Below are 22142 nucleotides of genomic sequence, written 5' to 3'. Positions count from 1 at the left end.
GGTCATTTGACGGTACGTCCGCTCCGTCAAGCCCCGAACCAGGCCCGCTCACCCCCCGGCCGTGGCTCACCGCCCGACGTGCAACCGACGCGATCAACCAGTCGGCTCCCGCAGTCAGATGACTGATGTGCCGACGCGCGGCGGTGAAGCACGGTTGGCCAGCGGTTCCGCTCGATGCGTCGTGCCCCCTCTGCCCGACCGTACCCCTCGATGGCCGCGCGCAAGCAATGTCACCCAGCCTGTATCGGCTCTACAGGCCGACCCCCGAAAGCGAGTTCCACCATGGCCCGCACATCCCTCCGGCTGAAGTCCGCCGCCGTCGCGACCGCCCTCGCCGGCGCGGCGCTGATCGCCACGGCGACTCCGGCGTCCGCGGCGAACCCGCCCTACGACGGCTGCCCCGCGTGGGCGCTCTGCCTCTACCAGCACGAGGGCGGGACGGGTTCGAAGGCGATCGTCACGCCTCCCCCGGCCGGTGGCAACGCGGCGATCGTGCGCCTCACGCAGGTCCACTTCCTGAACGGGGAGATCGCCGACAACCAGGTGTCGTCCTGGATCAACAACTCGCAGTGCTCGGTCAAGTTCATGGACGACCCGTACGGCGAGCTCCACCCCTCCGACCTGGACTACACCGAGACGTGGCACTGGGGTGCGACGGCCGACTACGGCACCGGAAGCTCCAAGTACTACGTCAACGACCGGATCTCCTCCCTCCAGTTCTGGTGCCCATAGCAGCAGAGTCCGGCCCGAGAGCGGTGCCTGACGGATCCGCCCCGCTCGCCACTGCCCCCGGCACCCGCCCCGGAACCATCCGATGACACGGAAGGAACTCCCATCAAACGTCTTCGACCAGCGGCCGCGCTGCTGTCCGGCCTGCTGCTCTCCCTCACCGTCCCGGCCCTCGCCTCGGCTGCGCCCGTCCTCGAAGCGGCAGCCCCCGCCACCGCGGTGACGGCCGGCCCCGGGGCCGACGGCCCGGACCTGAGCTTCGCCAACCGCACGTCGCCGCCCCCCGGGATGCCGGACTGGTCCCGCGTGGGCTTCCGGGGCGGCCAGCAGCTGCCCAGTGACGGTGACCTGACCGACGATCCCGGTTGCCGCATCACCCCGGACGTGCTCGCCGCCCGATACGGCGTGCGGGCGAACGACGGCGCCGACGACACCGCCGGGCTGCAGAAGGCCATCGACGAGGTCAAGGCCAACTGCTCGCCGAACGCCAACTTCAACCGGCTCTCGCTCATCTCCCTGCCGGCCGGGCGGATCGACGTGTCCCGGCAGATCTACGTCGACGCCGACTACCTGGTCCTGCGCGGGCAGGGCTCCGGCGACGGCGGCACCCGGCTGGTGTTCCGGCCGGACGTCAACACCCGCTACGACACCCTGGTCAACGGCCGCTGGGACCAGGACAGCATGAAGGCCGGCAGCGGCAGCGACGTCGGCACCGGCGGCTGGATCTGGCCCGGCCGCGGCCTGTTCCGGGTGCAGACCCACGACATCGCCGACCGCTACCAGGACGACTGGGCGGCCGCCCCCACCAACCGCAAGGACATCTTCGAGGGCAGCGTCAACCAGCACTGGGCCTCCGGCATCAAGGTCGCCGCCCCGGCCGCCGACCCCGGCTACGCGGCCCGCCAGGGCCAGAGCACCGTGCAGCTGGACGCCAAGGCGGACATGAAGAAGTTCTCCCCGGGCGGCTACGTCTGGGTCGGAGCGGCCAACAGCGTCAAGTTCTACGAGCAGCAGGGCGTGTCCGACCGCAGCCAGATGGACAACCTGCACATGCGCCAGCAGATGTTCCGGGTCAACTCCCTGGACGCGGCGGCCAAGACCGTCACTCTGGACCGCCCGCTGGAGTGGGACCTGCCCGTCGACTCCACCTCCGACGGCTCCCCCGCCCTGGGCGACAAGCCGTACGCCAGCAAGGTCACCCCGCTCAAGGTCGTCCAGGGCGTCGGCTTCGAGGACTTCGCCTTCACCCAGGACATGAACGGCCTGCCCAAGCTCGGCGGCGGCACCTACCAGCTGACCCCCGACCAGGCCGTGCACAACTACGGCAACATGGCCCCCGAGTACGCGATGCACGGCATCGTCTTCAAGTGGGCCGCCAACGACTGGGTACGCGGTCTGAAGGCCGAGATGACCGGCTCGCACCCGATCGTCACCGAGGACGCCCGCAACCTCCAGATCGAGCGCAACAGCTTCGACGGTGCCTGGAACAAGGGCAAGGGCGGCAACGGCTACCTGCGCGGCAGCCGCGTCTGGGACTCGCTGTACGCCTACAACCTCAGCCGCAACCTGCGCCACTTCACCTTCCAGTGGTCGGCCAGCGGCAACGTCGCCTTCCGCAACGACCTCGACTCGGACCTGAACCTGCACGGGGGCTGGGAACACAACAACCTCTTCGAGCAGAACAAACTGAGGGTCCCGTACGAGCACCGCTCGGGCAGCTGCCAGACCAACTGCGGTGGCGAGGGCGGCGAGGTCGACGAAGGCACCTGGTACCCGATCTGGTGGGCGGCCGGCCCCAAGGCGGTCAAGTGGTCCGGTTCCTCGGGCCCGCAGAACGTCTTCCACGACAACACGATGGTCAAGCAGACCACACCGGGCGGGGCGTACGAGCCCTACGCGCCCTACGGCACGCAGTCCGGCACGGCCTTCCAGTTCGGCTCCGCCGCCGGCGCCCCCGACCGGTTCCAGCCGCTGAGCCAGGACGGCCAGGCGATCCCGGACTGGGGCGGCCGGGAGACCCTCGACTACACGAACAAGGGTGTCGTGCCCCTCGACACGGGCAAGCGGCCGTCGCTGTTCCTGGCGGACACCGGCGGACTCGAACCGCGCGACGACAACACGCGCAAGGTCGCCACCTGGAACATGCAGGGGGCGGACACCCCCGACGCCAACGGCAACAAGTACGCCAACGACCTGCCACAGCTGTACGGGCGCGGCTTCGGGCAGGCCGGAGCCGACGTCATCGCCCTGCAGGAGGCCGGCGCTCCGCCCCGCGGCGCCACGTTCCTGGGGGACATCGCGACCGCCAACACCCAGTGGTTCGACAACGGTGGATTCACCGTTCCGGTCCAGGAGTACCGGATCGGCAGCGCCGCCCGGCCCACGGGGTTCCTGTACTGGCTGCACACGGACACCAGTCCCAGGCCGGGAACGGTCGGGCGGGTGAACATGGCAGTCTTCAGCCGCACCCGGGTCGACCGCAACGGCGTGTACACCACCCGGGAGGGCAGGATCACCGACGGCACGGACTCCCGCCCCGCGCTCGGCATCAACGTCGGCGGCGTCGTCTACTTCTCGGTGCACGGATCCTCGGGCAGCGGCAGCGACGACCCCCAGCTCCTGCACAACATCCGGGAGCAGTTGAGGGGCACCGACCTGCCCTGGATCGCGATGGGCGACTACAACCGCGCCGTGGACAGCCTGCAGGCCGCGATCGCCCCGGACTTCACCATCCACTCCCAGCAACTGCCCACGCGCCCGACGCCGCTGGTCACCAGCACGGCGCCGTCCTCGACCATCGACTACGCGGTCGTTCCCGCGGTCCAGGCGCAGCCCAGCGTCACCGGAGCCGTGCGGGTCAACCTGACCACGTCGGACCACTACCCCGTCGTCTTCACCCTCGCCAACCTGCCCGACCAGCAGGCGCCGGCGCAGCAGCAGGCCGCGCAGGCCGTGCCCGCCCAGGTCGTGGTGCGCAGCGCCGCCACCACCAACGTGGCCGGCCCCTCCGGCACCAGCCACGTGGTCGCCGATCAGCCGATCGACCAGGCGAACCTCCCGTCGCAGGTGTTCAGCCTGACGCCCGACCCCGAGTACCCCGGCTACTACCGCCTGTTCCACGCGAACGTTCCCTTCAGCGGCCGCTACCTGGGGCAGGAGGGCGGCACCCGAAACGCGCGGACGGTGCTGTGGCCGAACGCGGCACTGGACCAGCTCTGGGCGCCGGTCGACCAGCTCGACGGCACCTGGACCCTGCAGAACTACGTCACCCGGCAGTTCCTCACCGACGTCGGCAGCGGCCAGGCGCTGGCCGGCCGCGACTACGACGGCTCGGCCGCCCAGCGCTGGTTCCTCCAGGACCCCCGCGAGGCCGCGGGCCTCAACGAGATCGTCTCCGGGGACAACGGGTCCCAGCCCTCGGCGCTCACGGTGGACGATCTGGAGACCGCGCCCCACCCGCTGTTCTTCGCCCCGAACGGGCACAACGGCAACCAGCGGTTCGGTACGGTCTCCGCGGGTCGGATCGGCTCGGACGCCTGCTTCTACCTGGTCAACCAGGGGCAGTACGTCAACTCGACGGCGGCCCATCCGGGGCAGCCGCTGGACGGCAGCGCCGTCACCATGGGCGGCTTCCGCCCCAACGACGACGGCTACCTGTGGTGCGCGACACCCGACGGCTCGAACGGGACCCTCCTGACCAACCGCACCACCCCCGTGGAGCAGCTGAACCTCACCCGGAGCGCGTCCTCCGACGTGGCGACGATCAGCAGCCCCGCGTCCACCGCACCCAAGCTCCACTGGAGCTTCCTGCCGGTCACCGGCTGACCCCCGTGGCGCCCGGCCTCCCCCGGGCGCCACAGCATCTCCCCACCTCCGGCCGCTCTCCGCGGCCGGCCCCGAGCGTCCGCCCCGCCGGCTGCAGTCATACGAACACCGCGGTCGGCTGAGCTGCACGGATTCAGTCACGCTCGACCTGGCCGGCATCGCGGACTCAGCGTCATATGACGGATGTGCGACGGATTCACCGCACGGGACAGTGATGACCGATGGTCTCACCACAGACAGAAGGGGCTTGACATGACTCGCACGTGGTTGATCACCGGCGCGTCCCGGGGCTTCGGGCGGCGCCTGACCGAAGCGGTTCTGGAGAACGGAGAGCAGGTCCTGGCGACGGCTCGGCGACCGGAGCAGCTGGCGGACCAGGTCTCCCGCTACGGGGCGCAGGTCCGCACCGCGGCCTTGGATGTGACCGACGCGGCTGCGGCCCGTGCCGCGGTGGACAGCGCGGTCACGGCGTTCGGGCGGCTGGACGTGGTGGTGAACAACGCCGGATACGCCAACAGCGGCCCGATCGAGGAGATGACGGACCAGGACTTCCGCGAGCAGTTCGAGGCGAACTTCTTCGGGGTCGTCAACGTCACCCGGGCCGCGCTGCCGGTGCTGCGCGAGCAGCGGTCGGGAGTGTTCGTGCAGTTCTCGTCTCTGGGCGGCCGGGTCGGAGGCACCCCGGGCATGGGCGCCTACCAGAGCGCGAAATTCGCCGTCGAGGGCTTCTCCGAAGTACTGGCCGGCGAGGTCGCCCCGTTCGGGGTGAAGGTGGTCATCGTCGAGCCCGGAGCCTTCCGAACGGACTGGCAGGGCTCGTCCATGGAGCTGCACCCGGTGGGGCCCGACTACGAGGAGACCGTCGGCGCCATGAACCGGTACCGGCGGGAGAACACCGGCACGCAGCCCGGCGACCCGGCCCGCGCCGCCCAGGTGATCATCGACGTCGTCGGCCACGACGACCCGCCGCGCCGGCTACTGCTCGGCGCCCAGGCCGTGACCGTCGCCCTGGCCGCCGGTGAGGCGCGCGCGGAGGAGACGCGGAAGTGGGCCGAGGCGAGCGCCGCCGCCGACTTCCCGGCGGGGCAGTGAGCTACCGGTGCCCGCACGGCCTCGGCGCCACCGGTACAGGCCCCGGCAGACAGCCGGGCCTCCGGGCAACACCGACCCCAATGCCGTCACAGGCCGTCGCGGCGGCCGACCAGGAGCAGACGTGAACAGCAGCCAACTTTTCGACGGTGTCGCACACCACCCCCGGCAGCACGCTTCTCCCGCCACCGGTCGCGCGGGCTCACCGCTGCGCGACTACGTCCTGTGCAGCCTTCCCGCCGCCCTCAGCGACCTCTCGGCAGGACGCCTGACATATGATCAACTCACCGACTCGTACGAGCAGATGCTCCGGAAAGTCACTCCGCAGTGCCTCTCCGAGGACGACGAGCGGACCGCGCGGCTCCTCCAGCTCGATCTGCTCTTCCTGCTCAGCGGCTACGCGCCCGCAGGGCCGCACGCCGCGCCCCGCGCCCTGGCCGAGCTGATATCCGCCCAGTGCGCCAGGTTCCCCGCCCTGGATCCCCATCTGAGCTATGAACTCCTGATCGACGTCAACTGCGAGGAATACCGGCGCAGCGGGGACATCCGGGTGTTCTCCGCAGGCCGGGACGCCGCGCTCGAACGGGACTTCTACCTCGGCCACCACCTCTCCGAACCATGGGCCAAATCGGCCGCCTACGGCCTGCGCTCGCTGGTCCTGCCGGCGGCCGCCGCCCGACCGGCCGCGGTCCTGGACGACGTCGTCGAGTACCTTGCGGAGTTCACGCGGCACATGGCCAGGTACCGCAAGCTGTCGCAGCAGGCGTTCAACCGGTTCCGCCCCTACCACATGGGCCATCCCGGCGGCCCGCGCGGCGCGAGCGGTGCGTTCATGCCCAGTGTCCACCTCCTCGAACTGGCCCTGCTGCCGCCGTCGAAGGAGTACGGCATCTTCCTGGACCAGTCGATGTCCTACTTCCCCTCATGGTCCCGGCCCGTCATCGCGCGGTGGCGGGGGGACTCCATCCGCGGGGCGAACGTGTCCCAGCAGCTGCGGGACGGACGGCTGGTGCTCGACCCCGCGGGCCGCGACCGGTTGGTCAGGGTGATCGACAAGTTCGTGGACTTCCGGATGGCGCACCTGGGCGTCACCCGGCACGCGCTCCCCGAGGCGTTCCGGGAGCGGACCGGGCTGACCCGTCGCGACATCCGCGAGCAGGGCGGCGAACACGACATCCTGGACGGCCGGGACCCCGGCACGTCGGGGTTCAGTGTCCGGAACGTGCTCACCAATGCGGTGTACCGGCTCCTCGCGCTTCGCGCCGATCTCGCCCGCCCCGGCTCCACTCCGGCCAACCAGTAGGCAGGCAACCGATGTCAGCATTCCGTGTCGCGGTCGTCGACGCGTTCGGCACGTCCTTCGGGTTCACCGGCGCGTTCGCCTCGGTGGGCGGCGAGGTGATCCAGGTCCGGAGCTCGCCCGCTCCTCCGGTCGGAGTCGATCCGGTGGACAACCGGGCCTTCGCACATGTGCTGCTCCACGACGGCGAGTTGGACGTCCTGGCCGCGCGGCTGGCCGCGCTGGGGCCGGCCGCGGTCGTGGCCGGTCGCGAGACCGGCGTGGAGCTCGCCGACGCCCTCTCCGAGCGGCTGGGGCTGGCCTCCAACGGCACGGCCCTGAGCAGCGCCCGACGCGACAAGTACGTGCAGATCGAAACGATCAAGGCGCAGGGCGTCCCCGGCATGCGGCAGCTGCGCACCGGCGACGAAGCCGAACTACTGGCCTGGCACGAGAAAGCGGGCGGGACCGTGGTCGTCAAGCCCCTGCGCGGCTACTGGGGTGCCGGCGTGTCGTTCTGCGACCTGCCGCAGGACTCGGTCGCCGCGCTGCGCAGGCTGCGCAGCCGCCGTACGGTGCTGGGCGAGCCGATCACCGAGGTCGTCGCCCAGGAGTACCTGGTGGGCGCCGAGTACATCGTGAACACGGTCAGTTGCGCGGGTGTGCACCAGCTGACCGACGCCTGGCGCACCGAGCGGATCCAGGCCAACGGGGTGCGTGACCTGGTGACCGCGCAGGTGCTGCTGCGCTCCGACGAACAGCCGGTCGGCGAGCTCTTCGGCTACGGCCGCCGGGTGCTGGACGCCCTCGGCATCCGGTACGGCGCGGCGCACCTGGAGATCAAGCTGACTCCGGACGGCCCACGGCTGGTCGAGGTGGGCGCCCGCGTTTCGGGGCTGCCGTACTACACGGCCGACGTCCTGGGCGAGGGCCAGCTGGAGTGGACCGTCGACGCCTACGTCCGGCCCGAGCGGTTCCGCGCCCGGGCGGGCCGGCCCTACCAGCGGCGGCACGCGTTCGCCTGGGCGGCGCTGGTCGCTCCCGCTTCGGGCCGGCTCCGGGGCTACCGCGCGCTGGACCAGCTCAAGCAGCTGGCGAGCTTCCGCTCCCTCACCGTGCTGGTGAAGCCCGACGACGCGATCACCGCGACAACCTACGATCGCGAATACCCGGCTACCCTGACGCTCAGCCACCCGGTGGACGCCGTCCTGCAGCGCGACCTCAACACGGTGCGCTACCTGGACGGCCCCGGGATGTACGAGATCGCCCCGGCGGCCGACTGACAGGTTCGCCGTCCAGATCGCCATCACCCCGACGGCCGGCTCGAAGGCCCGTTCTCCGCGCGGCCGGACAGCACGCCGCTGCGGTCGACCGCGGCGGTAGTTGCACAGGCAGGCACGCAGCACGGTGCGTCAGGGACGGACGAGTTCGGCCAGCAGGCGCGACTCGCGGCGGAACACCTGGTGGATCATCGCCATATCGCGGGTGCAGGTGGACGGTGGCATCGGAGGAGTTGCTCGACGTCATGACACCCAGTCTTCGGAGCCCGGTTGCAGGGCACTTGCACCCGACCTGCCGCGCTGCACCGGTCGCCGCAGACCGCCGCGCTGGTGGCGGGAGCGGCGGTGGGCATCCCCGTCCGGCTGCTACGCGGCCGGTCGATGGGAGTGCGGCGCGGGACGGTCGGGCACCGAGACCCGCGATGCGGGGGGCTCAGGCCGGCGGCAGGGCCCGGGCGAGGTCCTCGGCCTCGCGCAACTGCTCGACGCCCAGCCGCCGGAGGTCCCGGAGCAGCAGGGCGGCGTCGGTGACGGCCTCGCCCGGCGCCGGGGCGGCCGCCGGCAGCGGGAGGCCGAGGACCGCGGCGAGGTCCGCCGCGGGCAGGGCCAGCACGGTGGCGAGGTCGGCGACCAGCTCCGGGGTCAACTCGGCCTCGCCGGACGCGATCCGGCCGTAGGCGGTGGCCATCCGGGAACGGCCGGTCAGTAGCTGGACGACCTTCGCCGCGCCGTTCCAGCCGAGGTTGCGGTTGGCGACCATCCGCATCAGCAGGTTCCCCGGCGTGTGCCGGTCCGGGAGGGCGGCGGGCAGGCCCTCGATCCGCCCGCGGTGCCGTGCGGACGGCAGCTCGGCGACGCCGGCGCGGAGTTCGGCCCGGGACGCGGGCGGCAGCGCGAGGACGAGCCGCACCAAACCGGTGATCGAGGTGGTGGCCATGCCACCGGCCGGGGCGAGGTCCTCCGGCAGCGGGAGGGCGGCGAACTCGAAGAGGTCGGCGGCGTCCAGGCCGAGGGCGGGCGCGAGCCGGCGCAGCAGCGCGGGTCCGGGCGCGGCGCCGGCGAGGACCGCAGCCACCTCGGGCTCGGCGGCCTCCGCCCGCCGGGCCAGGTCGGCGGGCGCCAGGCCCCGGTGGTCCAGCAGACGGGCCAGCAGGACGGCGAAGCCGGGGAGCTCGATCATGGCCCCAGCCTAGGGCGCGGCGGGTCCGGCCGGCGCGGACGGGCGCGGCGGGAGGCGACCGGACGTAACCGGCCGCCGGCCGGGCGTGCCCGCACGGGGGAGGTTCCGGTCGGGTCATTCGGCAGTGCCCCCTCCCTGCGCCCCGTCCGGGCGCAGTACCAGGGCGGGGTCGAGTTCGAGCAGCCGCTGACGATGTTCTTGATGGTTCGTGCTTGCGGCGCGCGGGGTTGCCCGTGCGCACCTGGCCCTCCTTCACGGGCGCTGAAGCCGCAGGAGTCCCTGCCCGAGGCCGCAACCCGCACCGATCCCTGAGGAACAACCCCTAAGGGCGTAGACACGCCGGCTGGCGGGCATGGCACGGTCGTCATCAAATGCCATCGGCCGTGAGAAGGTAGCAAGAATGAGTACAGTGAAATTCATCCTGAATGTCATCTGGTTGATTTTCTGCGGCATTTGGATGGCTCTTGCCTACGCGGTCGCCGGAATCATCTGCTGTCTGCTCATCATCACCATCCCATTCGGCATTGCTTCGTTTCGGATCGCCGGCTTCATCCTCTGGCCGTTCGGACGAGCAGCGGTGGAGCGGCCGGACGCCGGGGCGGCGTCCTGCGTCGGCAACGTGATCTGGCTGGTCTTCGCCGGCTGGTGGCTGGCGCTCGCGCACCTGATCACCAGCGTTCCGCTGTTCCTGTCGATCATCGGGATCCCCTTCGGCTGGGCCAACCTCAAGATGATCCCGGTCTCCCTCACACCGCTGGGCCGCGAGATCGTCTCCACCGACAAGGAATGGGGCACCTTCTAGCCGGCCGCCGCGAGCAACGATGGCCGGCGAGGGCGGGGTCCTCGCCGGCCGTCGGCGTTCGTGCGCTCAGTCCCGGCGGGCGAGGGCCCGGCGGAGGCCGTACGCGGCGGCGCCGAGGGCGAGCACCGTGGCGCCCCACAGGACGGAGGTCGCCGGAAGGGCGAACGCGAGGGCCAGGCAGCCGGCCGTACCGACGATGGGGACGGCCCGCGGCGGGCGCCCCTCGGCGCGGGTGAGGGTCCAGGCGGAGGCGTTGGCGACCGCGTAGTAGGCGAGCACGCCGAAGGAGGAGAAGCCGATCGCGCCGCGCACGTCACCGACGGCCGCGACCGCGGCGACCACCGCGCCGACGGCCAGTTCGGCGCGGTGCGGGACGCCGAAGCGGGGGTGGACGGCGGCGAGCGAGTGCGGCAGGTGCCGGTCGCGGGCCATCGCGAGGGTGGTCCGGGAGACGCCCAGGATCAGCGCGAGCAGCGAGCCGAGGGCGGCCACCGCGGCACCGGCGCGCACCACCGGGACGAGGCCGGCCGCCCCGGCGGCCCGGACGGCGTCGGCGAGCGGAGCCCCGGCGTGGGCGAGGCGTTCGGGGCCGAGGACGGCCAGGGCGGCGAGCGCGACGGCCGTGTAGACGACCAGGGCGATGCCGAGCGCGAGCGGGATCGCCCGGGGGATCGTCCGCCGCGGGTCGCGGACCTCCTCGCCGAGGGTGGCGATCCGGGCGTAGCCGGCGAAGGCGAAGAACAGCAGCCCGGCGGCCTGCAGCACGCCGTGCGGGCCGGCGTCGGTGCCGACCGCCCAGCGGCCGGTGTCGGCGTCGCCGCTGGTCAGACAGGTGACGACCACGGCGGCGAGCACGGCCAGCACGACGGCGACGATCGCCCTGGTCAGCCAGGCGGCCTTCTGTACGCCGGCGTAGTTCACCGCCGTCAGCGCCACGACGGCGGCGACCGCGACGGCGTGGGCCTGAGCCGGCCAGAGGTAGGAGCCGACGGTGAGCGCCATCGCCGCGCAGGAGGCGGTCTTGCCGACGACGAAGCCCCACCCGGCGAGGTAGCCCCAGAAGGCGCCGAGCCGTTCCCGGCCGTAGACGTAGGTGCCGCCGGACTGCGGGTAGCGGGCGGCGAGCCGGGCGGAGGAGGTCGCGTTGCAGTACGCCACCACGCCGGCCAGCGCCAGCCCTGGCAGCAGCCCGGACCCGGCGGCGGCCGCCGCCGGCGCCATCGCGGCGAACACGCCCGCACCGACCATCGAGCCCAGCCCGATCACCACGGCGTCGAACACGCCCAGGTGCCGCCGCAGCTCCCCCGGAGCCGTACTCGTCACTGCAGCCCCAGGATCCGCAGCGCCGCCTCGCGCATCTCGACCTTGCGGATCTTCCCGGTGACCGTCATCGGGAACTCCTCGACCACGTGCACGTAACGCGGGATCTTGAAGTGGGCGAGCCGGCCCGCGCAGTACTCCCGGACGGCCTCGGCGGTCAGTGGCGCGGCGCCCGCCCGCATCCGCACCCAGGCCATCAGCTCCTCCCCGTACTTGGCGTCGGGGACGCCGATGACCTGGACGTCGAGGATGTCCGGGTGGGCGTGCAGGAACTCCTCGATCTCGCGCGGGTAGAGGTTCTCCCCGCCGCGGATGACCATGTCCTTGATCCGGCCCGTGACGGCGAGGTACCCGTCCTCGTCCATCACCGCGAGGTCCCCGGTGTGCATCCAGCGGGCGTTGTCCACGGCTTCGGCGGTGCGCTCGGGGTCGTTCCAGTACCCGAGCATCACGGAGTAGCCGCGGGTGCACAGCTCGCCCGGTTCGCCGCGCGGCACGGTGCGGCCGGTGGCCGGGTCGACGACCTTGACCTCCAGGTGCGGGCCGACCCGGCCGACGGTGGAGACCCGGCGCTCGACCGGGTCGTCCACCCGGGTCTGGGTGGAGACCGGCGAGGTCTCGGTCATGCCGTAGCAGATGGAGACCTCGGCCATGCCCATCCGCTCGATGACCTCCTTCATCACCTCGCTCGGGCAGGGCGAACCGGCCATGATGCCGGTGCGCAGGCTGCCGAGGTCGTGGCGCTCGAAGTCGGGGTCGGCGAGTTCGGCGATGAACATGGTCGGCACGCCGTACAGCGAGGTGCAGCGTTCGGCGGCGACGGCGGCCAGGGTGGCACCGGGGTCGAAGGACGGGGCGGGGATGACCGCGCAGGCGCCGTGGGAGGTGGCGGCGAGATTGCCCATCACCATGCCGAAGCAGTGGTAGAACGGCACCGGGATGCAGATCCGGTCCTGCTCGGTGTAGTTGAGCAGCTCGCCGACGAAGTACCCGTTGTTGAGGATGTTGTGGTGCGACAGGGTCGCGCCCTTGGGGAAACCGGTGGTCCCCGAGGTGTACTGGATGTTGATCGGGTCGTCGGGCGCCAACTCGCCCTGGCGCCGGGCGAATTCCGCGCGCAGCGCCTGGTCGGCACGACGGCCGGCCGCCAGCGCCTCCTCCCAGGCGGGGCTGCCGGTGAGCAGGACGCGCTCCAACTCTGGGCAGCGCGGCCGGACTTCCTCGATCATCGCGGCGTAGTCGGAGGTCTTGAAGCGTTCCGCGGCGACCAGCAGCCGGATCCCGGCCTGGTTCAGCACGTACTCCAGCTCGTGGGCGCGGTAGGCCGGGTTGACGGTGACCAGGATCGCGCCGAGCTTGGCGGTGGCGTACTGGGTGAGGGTCCACTCGGCGCAGTTCGGCGCCCAGATGCCGACCCGGTCGCCCTTGGCGATGCCGAGCTCCAGCAGGCCCAGGGCCAGGGCGTCGACGTCGGCGGCGAGCTCGGCGTACGTCCAGCGGCGGGCGGTGGGACGGTCGACCAGGGCGTCACGGTCGGGGAAGGTGCGGACCGCGCGGTCCAGGTTCTCCCCGATGGTGTCACCGAGCAGCGGGACGCCGGAGGCGCCGGAGGCGTAGCTGCGCGGGGTCGGCGTGGTCGGCACGTTCTGACTCCTGGGTACGGCGGTGCGGGTCGGGGACCATGGTCCCGGTCCCGCGGCCGTACCGCCACCCCCGAACGGGGGTACCGGGGCCAGGCACGAGCACGACACCGGGGCCGCCCGTCGTCTCCGACGGACGGCCCCGGCGCTGGGGTCAGGCGTTGATGCAGGTGTTGCCGAAGGCCGGGTTCAGGATCGAGATGATGCCGATCGAGTTGCCGCAGACGTTGAGCTCGGCGTTGATCGGGATCTGGATCAGGTTGCCGGACAGGACACCCGGCGAGCCGGCGGCAACACCGTTGGCGGTGGCACTGCCGGCGGCGGCGGTACCGGCACCGGCAACGACGCACACCGCGGCGACGGCCGTGGCGGCGAGGTAGGTGCGAATACGCATTTGCGTCACTCCTTGAGAGGGTGGCGGAACTCCGTGTGACGATCACACTCGCACCGATCGAAACCGACCGCAGGCCGGGAGCGTCCGAATTGGTCACTCAGAGGGCGTGTCGCTCTCCCGTCCCGCCGCCGCGACCCCGCCGGAACCGGCCACGCTGAGTGATTCCAGCAGCTCACGCGCCTGGTTCAGGCCCGGCTCGGCCTCCAGCGCCCCGCGCAACCGACACCGCGCGGCGGCCGCGTCCCCGGCCTCCAGGGCGTCCAGCGCCCGGTTGTAGTCGATCCGAGCGGCGTAACGCAGCCGGAACAGCACCGACAGGTCCTCCCGGCAGGAGGGGCAGCACAGGCTCTGGCGGTCCGCCGCGACCCGGCACAGCGGGCAGGAGACCTCCGGCTCGGTCAGGGTGCTCATCGCGGCCCCGCCTCCTCCGGGCGCACCGGGCCGAGCGACTCCGCGGTCGGCTCGCTGCCGAGCTCCCGCTGCGCCTGCGCGTACAGCGCCAGCAGGTTCGACATGTGCCTGTTGACCTCCTCCATGTTGGGCGCCTCCACGGCGGCGTCCAGGCCGCGCAGCTCGGCCATGATCAGCTGCGCCAGGGCGGGCGAGACCATGTTCTGGGTCACGTACACGTTGCACATGGTCAGCATCCGCATGGTGTGCCCGAGCGAGTCGCAGAGCTCGTCCGCCCGCTGGGCGGCGCGCATCGCGCCCTCCCAGTCGGCCGCCTCGCGGCGCAGCCGCAGCTCGGCGGAGACCGAGCGGAGCCGGTCCAGGTCGCTCGGGTCCAGGTGCTTCTCGCAGTAGTGGATGAACAGGCTCAGGTACGCCTCCGAGCCGCGCACCCAGCGCTGAGCCTTGAGCTGCAGCTGGGCCCGCTCCAGCGCCTCGTCCACCGACCGGCCGCGGGTCTGGCCGGCCGCCAGGTCGTCCAGGGTGTCCATCAGGCGCTGGGCCTCGCGCATCTCGGCCTCGGTCAGCTCGCCGCCCCAGCGGTCGGTGAAGGACTCGATCTGTCGCTGCTGCTCCTCCACCTGGACCTTCAGCTCGGGGTCGAGGGTGACCCGCTCCAGCTTGACGGTCTTCTCGGCGCCGCCCTGGATCCGTACGGACAGGGTGATGGTGCGGTCGCGGTCGAGGCCGAAGGAGACCTCCACCGGGGTGCGGCCGCCCAGGCCCTCGGGCAGGCGCAGGGTGAGGTGGCCGATGAGCTCGTTCTGCTGGGCGATCTCGTGCTCTCCCTCGTAGACCGCGATCTCCAGGCGCTGGCGGCCGCTGCCGGAGACCACGAACTCCCGGCTCACCGGCGAACTCGTCGGGTAGCTGGTGTTCTTGGGGATGATGACGGCGAGGCGGCCGTCGTTGAGCTCGATGCCGAGGTTCTTCGGGGTGATGTCGAAGGGGTTGGTGACCTGCATCAGCTCGCCGCAGCCGGTGCAGACCTCGGTGCCGGGCGGGTTGACCACCGCGCAGGAACCGCAGCGCAGACCGACGTCCTCGGCGGCCGTCGAGGACACCCTGGTCCCGCCCGGGGCGGCCGAGTTGAGCGGTTCGCCGCAGAGTTCGCAGGCGGTGACGCCGGGGGCGGCCGGGGTGCCGCAGCGCGGGCAGTTGTCGCTGCGGACCACGGTGGTGGCCTGCGCCTGCTTCGGGACGGTCGGCCCGGAGCCGCCCGAACCGTCCATGGACTGACCGCACTTGGGGCAGTCGGCGGCCTCGGAGTCCACCGGGATGTGGCAGGTCGGGCAGGGGACGCGGTCCCCGCCCAGCAGGGTGGTCGCGCAGTTGGCGCAGTTGGAGGCGGACAGGTCGCCGGGGGCCCGGCACTCGGGGCACTCCACCTCGCCGACCAGCGCGGACTGCACGGCCGCGCCGAGCGCCACGCACTGCATCGGGTTGACCCCGCGCCGGATCCGACGCGGGCCGAACACCTCGCCGAGCCGCCGGGCGACCAGCGGGATCGCGGTGGAGCCGCCGACCAGCACCACCTCGTCGATGTCCCCGACGGTCAGGTTGGCCTGCATGATGGCCTTGTGGGTCAGCTCGATGGTGCGCTCGATCCGGGCCTCGATCAGGTCCTCGAAGCGGGCGCGCTCGAACTCCGTCTCCAGCACCAGCTGTCCGGCGCCCAGGCCGGGCAGGATCACCTCGGAGGCCTCCTGGTTGGAGAGCTCGATCTTGATGGTCTCGGCGGTGGAGGCGATCTTCGGGCGGTCGCGCAGGTCGGGCTGGTAGTCCGAGCCGTACTCCTCGCGGATGTCCTCCAGCAGCGCGGTGGTGATCGCCCGGTCGAAGTCGTCGCCGCCGAGCAGGTTGTCGCCCTCGATGCCGAGCACCGACACCGAACCGGGCACCAGCAGCAGGATGGAGATGTCGAAGGTGCCGCCGCCGAGGTCGTAGACCAGGACGGTGCGGCCCTCGTCGCCCGCCTCGGAGGTGATCCCGTACGCGAGCGCGGCGGCGGTCGGCTCGTTGATGATCCGCAGCACGTGCAGGCCGGCCATCCGGCCCGCCTCCTGGGTCGCCGCGACCTGCCGCTCGCCGAAGTAGGCGGGCACGGTGATCACGGCCCGGTGGAAGGGCTCGCCGAAGCGCTGCTCGGCGTCCTCCTTGAGCCGGTGCAGGATGATCGCGGAGATCTCGATCGGCGTGTAGGAGCGGCCGTTGAACCAGACGTTGACGTCGCCGTCGGTGCCCGCGGTGACCTTGTAGTCGACCTCCTTGAGGGCTGCCTGGACCTGCGGGTCCTTGAACTTGCGGCCCATGAAGCGCTTCACCGAGCGGATCACGTTGGCGCCGTCGATGGCGATCCGGCTGCGCGCGGTGGAGCCCACCAGCAGCTCGCCCTTGCGGCCGCTGCCGACCACGGAGGGCGTGGCCTCCTGGTTCTGCCGGTTGAAGATGATCTCCGGCTCGCCCCGGCGCAGGTGGGCGACCACGGAGTTGGTGGTGCCCAGGTCGATGCCGAGTGTGCGGTACATGTCGTTCCCCTCTTGCCCCTCGTGGTCCTGGCTACTTCTTGCGCTTGGCCCGCTTGCCCGCGGCGCCCTTGCGGCGGGCCCGGGGCGGGGCCGCCTTGGGCCGGGCGCGGGTGACCGGCGCGGCGGCTTCGGCTTCCGCTTCGGCGTCGGCTTCGGGCTCGGGCGTCGGTTCCGGCGTCGCTTCGGGCGTCGACGCGGGCGCCTCGGCCGCGGGCAGCTCCCACGGCTTCTCCGACTCCGGTGCGGCGACGACCACTTGGGCCCGGCGCAGCACCTCGTCCTCCCAGAAGAACCCGGTGAGCACCGTCCGCACCACCGTCTCCGGGGCCACCCCGGGCCGGGCCTCCGTCCCGACGATCTCGGTGAGGTCCGGGTCCGCCGTCATGCCCTCCAGCCGCATCGGGCGGACCTTGGCCTTGGCGAGCTGCCCGAGCAGCCGCCGCCGGGTGGCCTCGATCCCGGCCCCCCGCCCGAGCGCCACCAGCTCGCCGTCCAGCCCGAGGGCGGCGAGCGCGTCGTCCACCTCGACCAGGATGCCCAGCAGTTCGCGCTGCTCGGCCCGGGCGGCCTGCCGCTGCTCGGTCAACTTGCTGCCCAGCAGCGAGGCCCGGAAGAGCAGCTGCCCGAACTTCCGCTCCAGATCGACCTCTTCGACACCCGGCGGGATCTCCAGCCGCCGGTGGCCGTCGAGCAGGGGTGCGGCCGGTTCGGTGGGCGCGGTCGGCGCGGTCGGTGCGTCGGTCATTCGGGAACCTCGATCTGCGGCAGGACGGACAGGTCGGCCGCGTAGCGGGCGTGGACGGGCGGTTCGGGGTCGGCGCCGGACGGGGCCGGATCGGCGTAGTCGGCGGCGAGTTCGGCGCGGTGCAGGGCCGGCAGGGCGGAGGCGGGCGGCAGTGGCGGGCGCTCGATCACCAGCAGCGGTTCGGCGAGGGCGGGGGCGAGCAGGTCGGCGGCCTGGTCGACCGGCTCCGGCGGGAGGGGCTGTTGGAGGTCGGCCTCCAGCCGCCGGTCCGGGTTGCGCAGCAGTGCGGCGGCCTCCTGGACCTGCTGGCGGGTGTAGCGGCCCGCCCTCGTCGCCGTTCCGACGGCGAGGTTGATCTCGCGCACACCGGCCGTGAGCGGGATGCCCAGGACCTCGTACGGCGACGGTTCGTGCAGTGGCATGGCGGGCGGCCCCTCTCCTCACGGCGACTGGAACGGCGGTACTGCGGTATGGCGGTGCGGCTGAGCGGCGCGGCGATGACAGGTCCTACGGCTGAAGGACGATGCCGACTGCCGTGCGGTTGCCGTCAGTAGAGCCCGTTGATACGCCGCTGCATGGCGCGCAGCTCGGCGTCCTCCGGGCTGTGCTCGACGGCCTGGCGGGCCAGCTCGCGGGCCTCCCGCAGTCGGCGGGCGTTGGCGCTCTGGACGGCGTACGAGCCGTAGACGATGCCGAGTTCGCGGTGCAGCTTGGCGACGTCCTCCGGTGTGCGGGAGAGGCCGAGCGCCTCCTCCAGCAGTCGGATCGCCTGCACGTAGCTGCGGGCCTCGTAGTGGCCGATGGCCTCGCCGCGCCAGACGCTGACCATCAGTCGGCGGATGTCGTCGGAGTCGTCGTAGGACTTGGCCTTCTGCAGCAGGGCGGCCTGGGTGGTGAACGGCTTGTCCTGCAGGGCGTCCACGACGTGGTTGGCGAGCATCACCGCGACCCGGCGCGGGGCCTCGCGGCGGGCGTCGCCCTCCCATTCCGGGTCGGCGTCCAGGGCTTCGGCCATCCGCTCCACGGCGCGGACGCGGTCGTCGGCGAAGGCGGCGGAGCGGGCGAGGTGGCGCAGGACGAAGGCGAGGCCGAGCCTGTTGTCGGGGTCGGGTTTGAGCGCGATCAGGGCCCGCCAGGCGTCGGCGGCCTCTTCCAGTTCGGCGTCGGTGGCTTCGGGGTGGCTGAGCTGTCCGGCCCGGTTGCCGAGGGCGGCTTCGAGGAAGTGCCGGGCGGTCGGGTCGCCGGGGACGAGGTCGAGGCTCTTCTGCAGCAGGTCGAGGGCCCGGGTGTAGTCCTTGTCCTCGTTGTTGATCTTGCGGGCCCACTGGGCGTAGGTGGCGCCGAGGTCGCCCCGGACCTCGGGGTCGTCGGGGGCCAACGCCAGGGCCTTCTCCAGGAGTTCGGCCGCTCCGGGCTGGTCGTCCAGGCTGTTCTTGAGCAGGGCGCGCGCTGCCCGGACGCCGGACTCGGCGGCGATGGCGGCGGCGTCGGCGGGCAGCACGGCGCCGGGGACGGCCCGGGCGCGGGTGAGGCAGTCCAGGGCCTCGCGCCAGTCCTGGTTGCGGTGGTGCTCGCGGGCCTGGGCGACCAGGGAGTCGCGGAGCAGGGCCTGCCATGCCTCGCCGCGCTCGTTCTCGGCCACCGCGTCCAGGGCGGCGACGGCGGCGGCCTGACGGCCCTGGAGCTGCAGGTAGTACTGCGGGCCGAGGGCGCCGAAGAGGCTGAGGGCCCGGGTGAGCGGTGCTGCGCCGGGGCCGGGGGCGCTCTGCCGCCAGGGCCGTACGGCCCGGTCGAAGGCCTCGGCCCACCCGGTGGGGCCGGATTCGGCTGCGCCTGGCTCGGCCTGTCCGGACTCGGCCGCGCCGGGTCGGGCGCGGAGCAGCCGGTCGAGGGTGGGGCCGGCGGTCAGCCGGCGGGCGGGGCGGCCGGGAAGGGTGATCCGGACGTCCTCTTGGGCGAAGGCGTCGGCGCCGTGGGCCTCCATGCCGAGGCGCAGCGTCCAGGCGGTGATCTCGTCGCCACCGCGCCCGGCCGCCCGGTCGAGGGCGCGCAGGTCGTCGCGGAGGCGGTCGATCAGCCCGGCCCGGGCGGCGGCCAGCCGCTGCGGTTCGGCGGTGCGGCCGGTGGTCCGGGCGGTTTCGGCCCACAGCTCGGGCTGGTACAGGGCGGCGACGAGGCAGCCGAGCGTCCAGGCCCAGACCTCCTCGTCCGCCGTGCCGGGCCCGTCGGGTGCGCCTGCGGCGGCCGCGAGGCGGTAGCCCGCCAGGCCGAGGGCGTGCAGCAGCCGGGGGTGGGCCGGGTCCTGGCGCAGCAGTGTGCGGTAGGCCTCCCAGGCCTCGCGGTGGCGGCCGTCGAGGGCGTGCTGGTGGGCCTCGTGCTCGGCGAGCAGCACCAGGGCGCCGGCCGCCTGCGGGTGGTCCGGGGTGAGGGCGAGGGCCTGGCGCAGGTCGACGGCGGCCTGGCCGGGCCGGTCGGCGGCGAGGGCGGCGCCGGCCCGGCGGACCAGGACGGCGGCGCGCAGGGCGGTGGCGTCCGGCGGGAGGTCGGCCAGTGCCTCGTCGTGGCGGCCGAGTTCGGCGCGCAGCAGGGCGAGGTCGAGGCGGACGGGCGCGGCAGCGGTGCCGTCGCCGTCGCCGTCGCCGAGGACAGTGGCCCAGGCGGCGAGGACGGGCTCGGCCTGGTCGGGGGTGCCCGCGCGGCGGGCGCAGTCCAGGACGGCGCGCAGCGCGGGGCCGGCGCAGCGGATGCAGCGGGGTGAGGCGGTGCCTTCGGGGGCGTACAGGTGGTCGGTGCAGGCCTCGCGGCCGCAGCCGCCGCAGGCGCCGGTGGCGGGGCGGTCGCAGCCGGTGCAGTCGCCGAAGGCGGGCGGGGCGTCGTCCCGGGGGGCCGTACCGGCGGACAGGAAGTGTCGGTACCAGTCCAGGGCGACGGCCCAGTTGCCGGCCCGTTCGGCGAGCAGGGCGCGCAGTCGGGCGGTCGCCGGGTCGCCGGCCGGGTCGGGCGGGCCGAGCAGGGCGATCGTCTGGGCCGGGCGGCCGGCCAGCAGGGCGACGGCGGCCAGGTGGTAGCGGTCGCGCAGGCCGCCGGTGGCATCCAGCAGGGTGCTGACGGGTTCGGTCGTACCGTCGGCCAGGGCCAGGGCTGCGCGCAGCCGGGCCTGACGGTGGGTGAGGGCGCCGGGCAGGGTGTCGGCGAGGGCGAGCGCGGCGGTGGCGCCGTGGCGCTGCTCGGGGCGGTCGCGGCCGGTGACCAGCAGGTGGGCGGCCTCGCGCAGGGCGGCCTCGCGCAGCGCGGCGCGGTAGCCGGGGGCGGCCGGGTGTTCGGCGGCGGCCTGCTGCCAGAGTTCGCGGGCGGCGGCGGGGTCGGTGGCCAGGCGGGTGCGGGCGAGCCGGTCGCGGGCCAGGGCCCGGCGTTCGCGCAGGTCGGCGTCGTCCAGCGGCTCCCAGCGGGCGAGGGCGCCGGCCGGGTCGTCGGTGCGGGCCAGGGCGAGGCCGTGGTGGAAGGCGGCGATCGTGGTCCAGCGGGTGCCCGGTTCGGTGTCGGCTTCGGCGCGCAGGACCGGCTCGGCCTCGGCGGGCCGGCCGGCGGCGAGCAGGGCGGCGCCGAGCCGGATGCGGGCGGGGCGCCAGTGGGGGGCCTGGTCGAGGCCGGTGCGGTAGTCGGCGGCGGCCTCGGCGGGGCGGTCGGCGCGCTCGTGCACCAGGGCGAGGCCGAACCGGGCCGGGGCGAAGGAGGGTTGGACGGTCAGGGCGGCGGTGAACTGGTCCCGGGCCTGGTCGTCGGCGCCGAGCAGCAGGGCGAGCCGGCCGAGGGCGTAGCGGGGGCGGGGGTCGGTGGGGGTCTCCACGGCGGCGGCGGCGAGGTCGCCCCAGGCCGCCTCGGTGGCGCCGAGCCGCTGGCGGGCGAGGCCGCGGAAGAGCAGGGTGTCGGTGCGCAGCGCCGGGCCGCGGCCCCACGGGGAGGGTTCGCCGGGGCCGCGGCGCAGGGCCTCGTCGAAGGCGGTGACGGCGGGTTCGTCCCGGTGCAGGGTGTACAGCTGGGCGCCCCAGCGGAACCAGAGTTCGCCGCTGCCGCCGGGGGCGGTGGCGGCGAGCAGGGCCTCGGCTTCGGCGGCCCGGTCGGTGTCGCGCAGCAGGGCGGCGCGGGCGAGGACCGGCCAGTCGCGGCCGGGCAGGGCGGCGAGGGCGCGGGCGGTGGTCTCCTCGCGCTGCGCGGGGGTGCCTTCGCGGCAGCGGCGCTGCAGCCAGTCCAGGGTGCGGGCGGCGGTGTCGGCTTCCTCGCCGGGTTCGGCGCCGGCGGCGGTGGCCTGGAGGAAGGCGAGCGGTGCGGCGAGGGCGAGCGGGTCTGTGGGGGTGCGCGGTGCGGCGGGGTCGAGCGGTGTGGCGGGGTCGGGCGACGGCGCGAGGTCGCCGTCCGCGGTCCGTATCCGTTCCTCGGCGAGCTGGCGCAGGCTCCACCGGGGCAGTTGGCGGGCCGGGTCGGCGAGCAGCGGGAAGGCCTCGCGGTGCAGGGCGAGGGTGGCCTGCCGGTCGCCGGTGGGGATGGTGGCCTCGGCCTGGCCGAGCAGGGCCAGGCCGCGTTGCGGGCGCAGTTCCGCGGGCCCGGTGGCGAGTTGTCGGGCCAGTCGCGCGTAGCGGCGGCGGGCCTGGGCGGCCTTGCCGGCGGCAAGCCGTTCGGCGGCCGTGGCCAGGGCTTTCGCCACCGCCTCGGCGTCCGGGGAGGTTCTGCGGCGGACCAGTACGACGGTGGCCGCACCGGCCAGTGCCACCACGATCAGCAGCACCGCTAGTAGCGCCATGCACCGTCCCCCTGTGGTCGGATTCCGCCACTCCATGATCAAAAACCGTCGGGCAATCATGAGTTGACGTCGTGTCGTGATGT

The 22142-nt window shown here is 73.2% G+C and carries 15 protein-coding genes; 6 read left to right on the top strand and 9 right to left on the bottom strand.

Annotation, left to right across the window (positions count from 1 at the left end; translation table 11 throughout):
• Nucleotides 1-282 precede the first annotated feature (282 nt).
• The 5 genes from CRP52_RS27485 to CRP52_RS38495 all read left to right on the top strand — a co-directional run bounded on the left by CRP52_RS27485 (nucleotide 283) and on the right by CRP52_RS38495 (nucleotide 8205).
• On the top strand, nucleotides 283-732 hold the full coding sequence (locus CRP52_RS27485) for a peptidase inhibitor family I36 protein (protein WP_179852937.1): 450 nt from the start codon (nucleotides 283-285) through the stop codon (nucleotides 730-732).
• A gap of 216 nt (nucleotides 733-948) precedes the next feature.
• Nucleotides 949-4554, top strand: a complete 3606-nt coding sequence (locus CRP52_RS27480; protein WP_097238843.1) for an endonuclease/exonuclease/phosphatase family protein — start codon at nucleotides 949-951, stop codon at nucleotides 4552-4554.
• A 252-nt stretch (nucleotides 4555-4806) separates the two neighbouring features.
• The gene (locus CRP52_RS27475; protein ID WP_097238842.1) at nucleotides 4807-5646 is read left to right on the top strand and encodes an oxidoreductase; all 840 of its coding nucleotides are present in this window, start codon (nucleotides 4807-4809) and stop codon (nucleotides 5644-5646) included.
• Nucleotides 5647-5767: 121 nt separating this feature from the next.
• Nucleotides 5768-6946 carry a hypothetical protein gene (locus tag CRP52_RS38500; RefSeq protein WP_179852936.1) on the top strand — a complete coding sequence of 393 codons (1179 nt, stop codon included), beginning with the start codon at nucleotides 5768-5770 and terminating at the stop codon, nucleotides 6944-6946.
• 11 nt (nucleotides 6947-6957) lie between these two features.
• The gene (locus CRP52_RS38495) at nucleotides 6958-8205 is read left to right on the top strand and encodes an ATP-grasp domain-containing protein (RefSeq protein ID WP_179852935.1); all 1248 of its coding nucleotides are present in this window, start codon (nucleotides 6958-6960) and stop codon (nucleotides 8203-8205) included.
• 430 nt (nucleotides 8206-8635) lie between these two features.
• On the opposite strand, the gene CRP52_RS27460 is transcribed toward CRP52_RS38495, so the two are convergent.
• Nucleotides 8636-9382, bottom strand: coding sequence for a hypothetical protein (locus CRP52_RS27460; protein WP_097238839.1), 747 nt, complete (start codon nucleotides 9380-9382; stop codon nucleotides 8636-8638).
• A 400-nt stretch (nucleotides 9383-9782) separates the two neighbouring features.
• Between CRP52_RS27460 and CRP52_RS27455 the strand changes: the two genes are divergently transcribed.
• Entirely contained in the window at nucleotides 9783-10184 is a 402-nt protein-coding gene (locus CRP52_RS27455) for a YccF domain-containing protein (RefSeq protein WP_097238838.1), read from the top strand.
• 66 nt (nucleotides 10185-10250) lie between these two features.
• Here CRP52_RS27455 and CRP52_RS27450 read toward each other — a convergent pair whose 3' ends face one another.
• The 8 genes from CRP52_RS27450 to CRP52_RS27415 form a co-directional block, all read right to left on the bottom strand.
• Nucleotides 10251-11507 carry an APC family permease gene (locus tag CRP52_RS27450; protein ID WP_218893120.1) on the bottom strand — a complete coding sequence of 419 codons (1257 nt, stop codon included), beginning with the start codon at nucleotides 11505-11507 and terminating at the stop codon, nucleotides 10251-10253.
• Entirely contained in the window at nucleotides 11504-13147 is a 1644-nt protein-coding gene (locus CRP52_RS27445; protein ID WP_097238836.1) for an AMP-binding protein, read from the bottom strand. The genes CRP52_RS27450 and CRP52_RS27445 overlap by 4 nt, the downstream gene beginning before the upstream one ends.
• A 151-nt stretch (nucleotides 13148-13298) precedes the next feature.
• Nucleotides 13299-13538, bottom strand: coding sequence for a chaplin (locus tag CRP52_RS27440; protein ID WP_097238835.1), 240 nt, complete (start codon nucleotides 13536-13538; stop codon nucleotides 13299-13301).
• A gap of 93 nt (nucleotides 13539-13631) precedes the next feature.
• Nucleotides 13632-13949, bottom strand: a complete 318-nt coding sequence (locus tag CRP52_RS27435) for a hypothetical protein (protein WP_097238834.1) — start codon at nucleotides 13947-13949, stop codon at nucleotides 13632-13634.
• Nucleotides 13946-16516, bottom strand: a complete 2571-nt coding sequence (locus tag CRP52_RS27430) for an Hsp70 family protein (RefSeq protein ID WP_097238833.1) — start codon at nucleotides 16514-16516, stop codon at nucleotides 13946-13948. The genes CRP52_RS27435 and CRP52_RS27430 overlap by 4 nt, the downstream gene beginning before the upstream one ends.
• A 31-nt stretch (nucleotides 16517-16547) precedes the next feature.
• Entirely contained in the window at nucleotides 16548-17261 is a 714-nt protein-coding gene (locus CRP52_RS27425) for a nucleotide exchange factor GrpE (protein ID WP_097238832.1), read from the bottom strand.
• Nucleotides 17258-17683 (bottom strand): hypothetical protein, encoded by a 426-nt coding sequence (locus CRP52_RS27420; RefSeq protein ID WP_097238831.1) that lies wholly within the window; start codon nucleotides 17681-17683, stop codon nucleotides 17258-17260. The genes CRP52_RS27425 and CRP52_RS27420 overlap by 4 nt, the downstream gene beginning before the upstream one ends.
• Nucleotides 17684-17808: 125 nt before the next feature.
• Nucleotides 17809-22059 (bottom strand): hypothetical protein, encoded by a 4251-nt coding sequence (locus tag CRP52_RS27415; RefSeq protein WP_143685833.1) that lies wholly within the window; start codon nucleotides 22057-22059, stop codon nucleotides 17809-17811.
• Nucleotides 22060-22142 lie beyond the last annotated feature (83 nt).

This window comes from Streptomyces sp. 1331.2 (assembly GCF_900199205.1).
In the GTDB taxonomy this organism is placed as follows: domain Bacteria; phylum Actinomycetota; class Actinomycetes; order Streptomycetales; family Streptomycetaceae; genus Kitasatospora.
The sequence above is the reverse complement of the archived record's forward strand: the minus strand, read 5'-3'. Positions and strand labels throughout refer to the sequence as shown.

Bases quoted from the DNA above. Each gene is read 5' to 3' on its own strand.
- CRP52_RS27425 (WP_097238832.1), bottom strand. From the start codon at position 17,261: ATGACCGACGCACCGACCGCGCCGACCGCGCCCACCGAACCGGCCGCA.
- CRP52_RS27485 (WP_179852937.1), top strand. From the start codon at position 283: ATGGCCCGCACATCCCTCCGGCTGAAGTCCGCCGCCGTCGCGACCGCC.
- CRP52_RS27435 (WP_097238834.1), bottom strand. From the start codon at position 13,949: ATGAGCACCCTGACCGAGCCGGAGGTCTCCTGCCCGCTGTGCCGGGTC.
- CRP52_RS27455 (WP_097238838.1), top strand. From the start codon at position 9,783: ATGAGTACAGTGAAATTCATCCTGAATGTCATCTGGTTGATTTTCTGC.
- CRP52_RS27440 (WP_097238835.1), bottom strand. From the start codon at position 13,538: ATGCGTATTCGCACCTACCTCGCCGCCACGGCCGTCGCCGCGGTGTGC.
- CRP52_RS27475 (WP_097238842.1), top strand. From the start codon at position 4,807: ATGACTCGCACGTGGTTGATCACCGGCGCGTCCCGGGGCTTCGGGCGG.
- CRP52_RS27460 (WP_097238839.1), bottom strand. From the start codon at position 9,382: ATGATCGAGCTCCCCGGCTTCGCCGTCCTGCTGGCCCGTCTGCTGGAC.
- CRP52_RS27420 (WP_097238831.1), bottom strand. From the start codon at position 17,683: ATGCCACTGCACGAACCGTCGCCGTACGAGGTCCTGGGCATCCCGCTC.
- CRP52_RS38495 (WP_179852935.1), top strand. From the start codon at position 6,958: ATGTCAGCATTCCGTGTCGCGGTCGTCGACGCGTTCGGCACGTCCTTC.
- CRP52_RS27415 (WP_143685833.1), bottom strand. From the start codon at position 22,059: ATGGCGCTACTAGCGGTGCTGCTGATCGTGGTGGCACTGGCCGGTGCG.
- CRP52_RS27430 (WP_097238833.1), bottom strand. From the start codon at position 16,516: ATGTACCGCACACTCGGCATCGACCTGGGCACCACCAACTCCGTGGTC.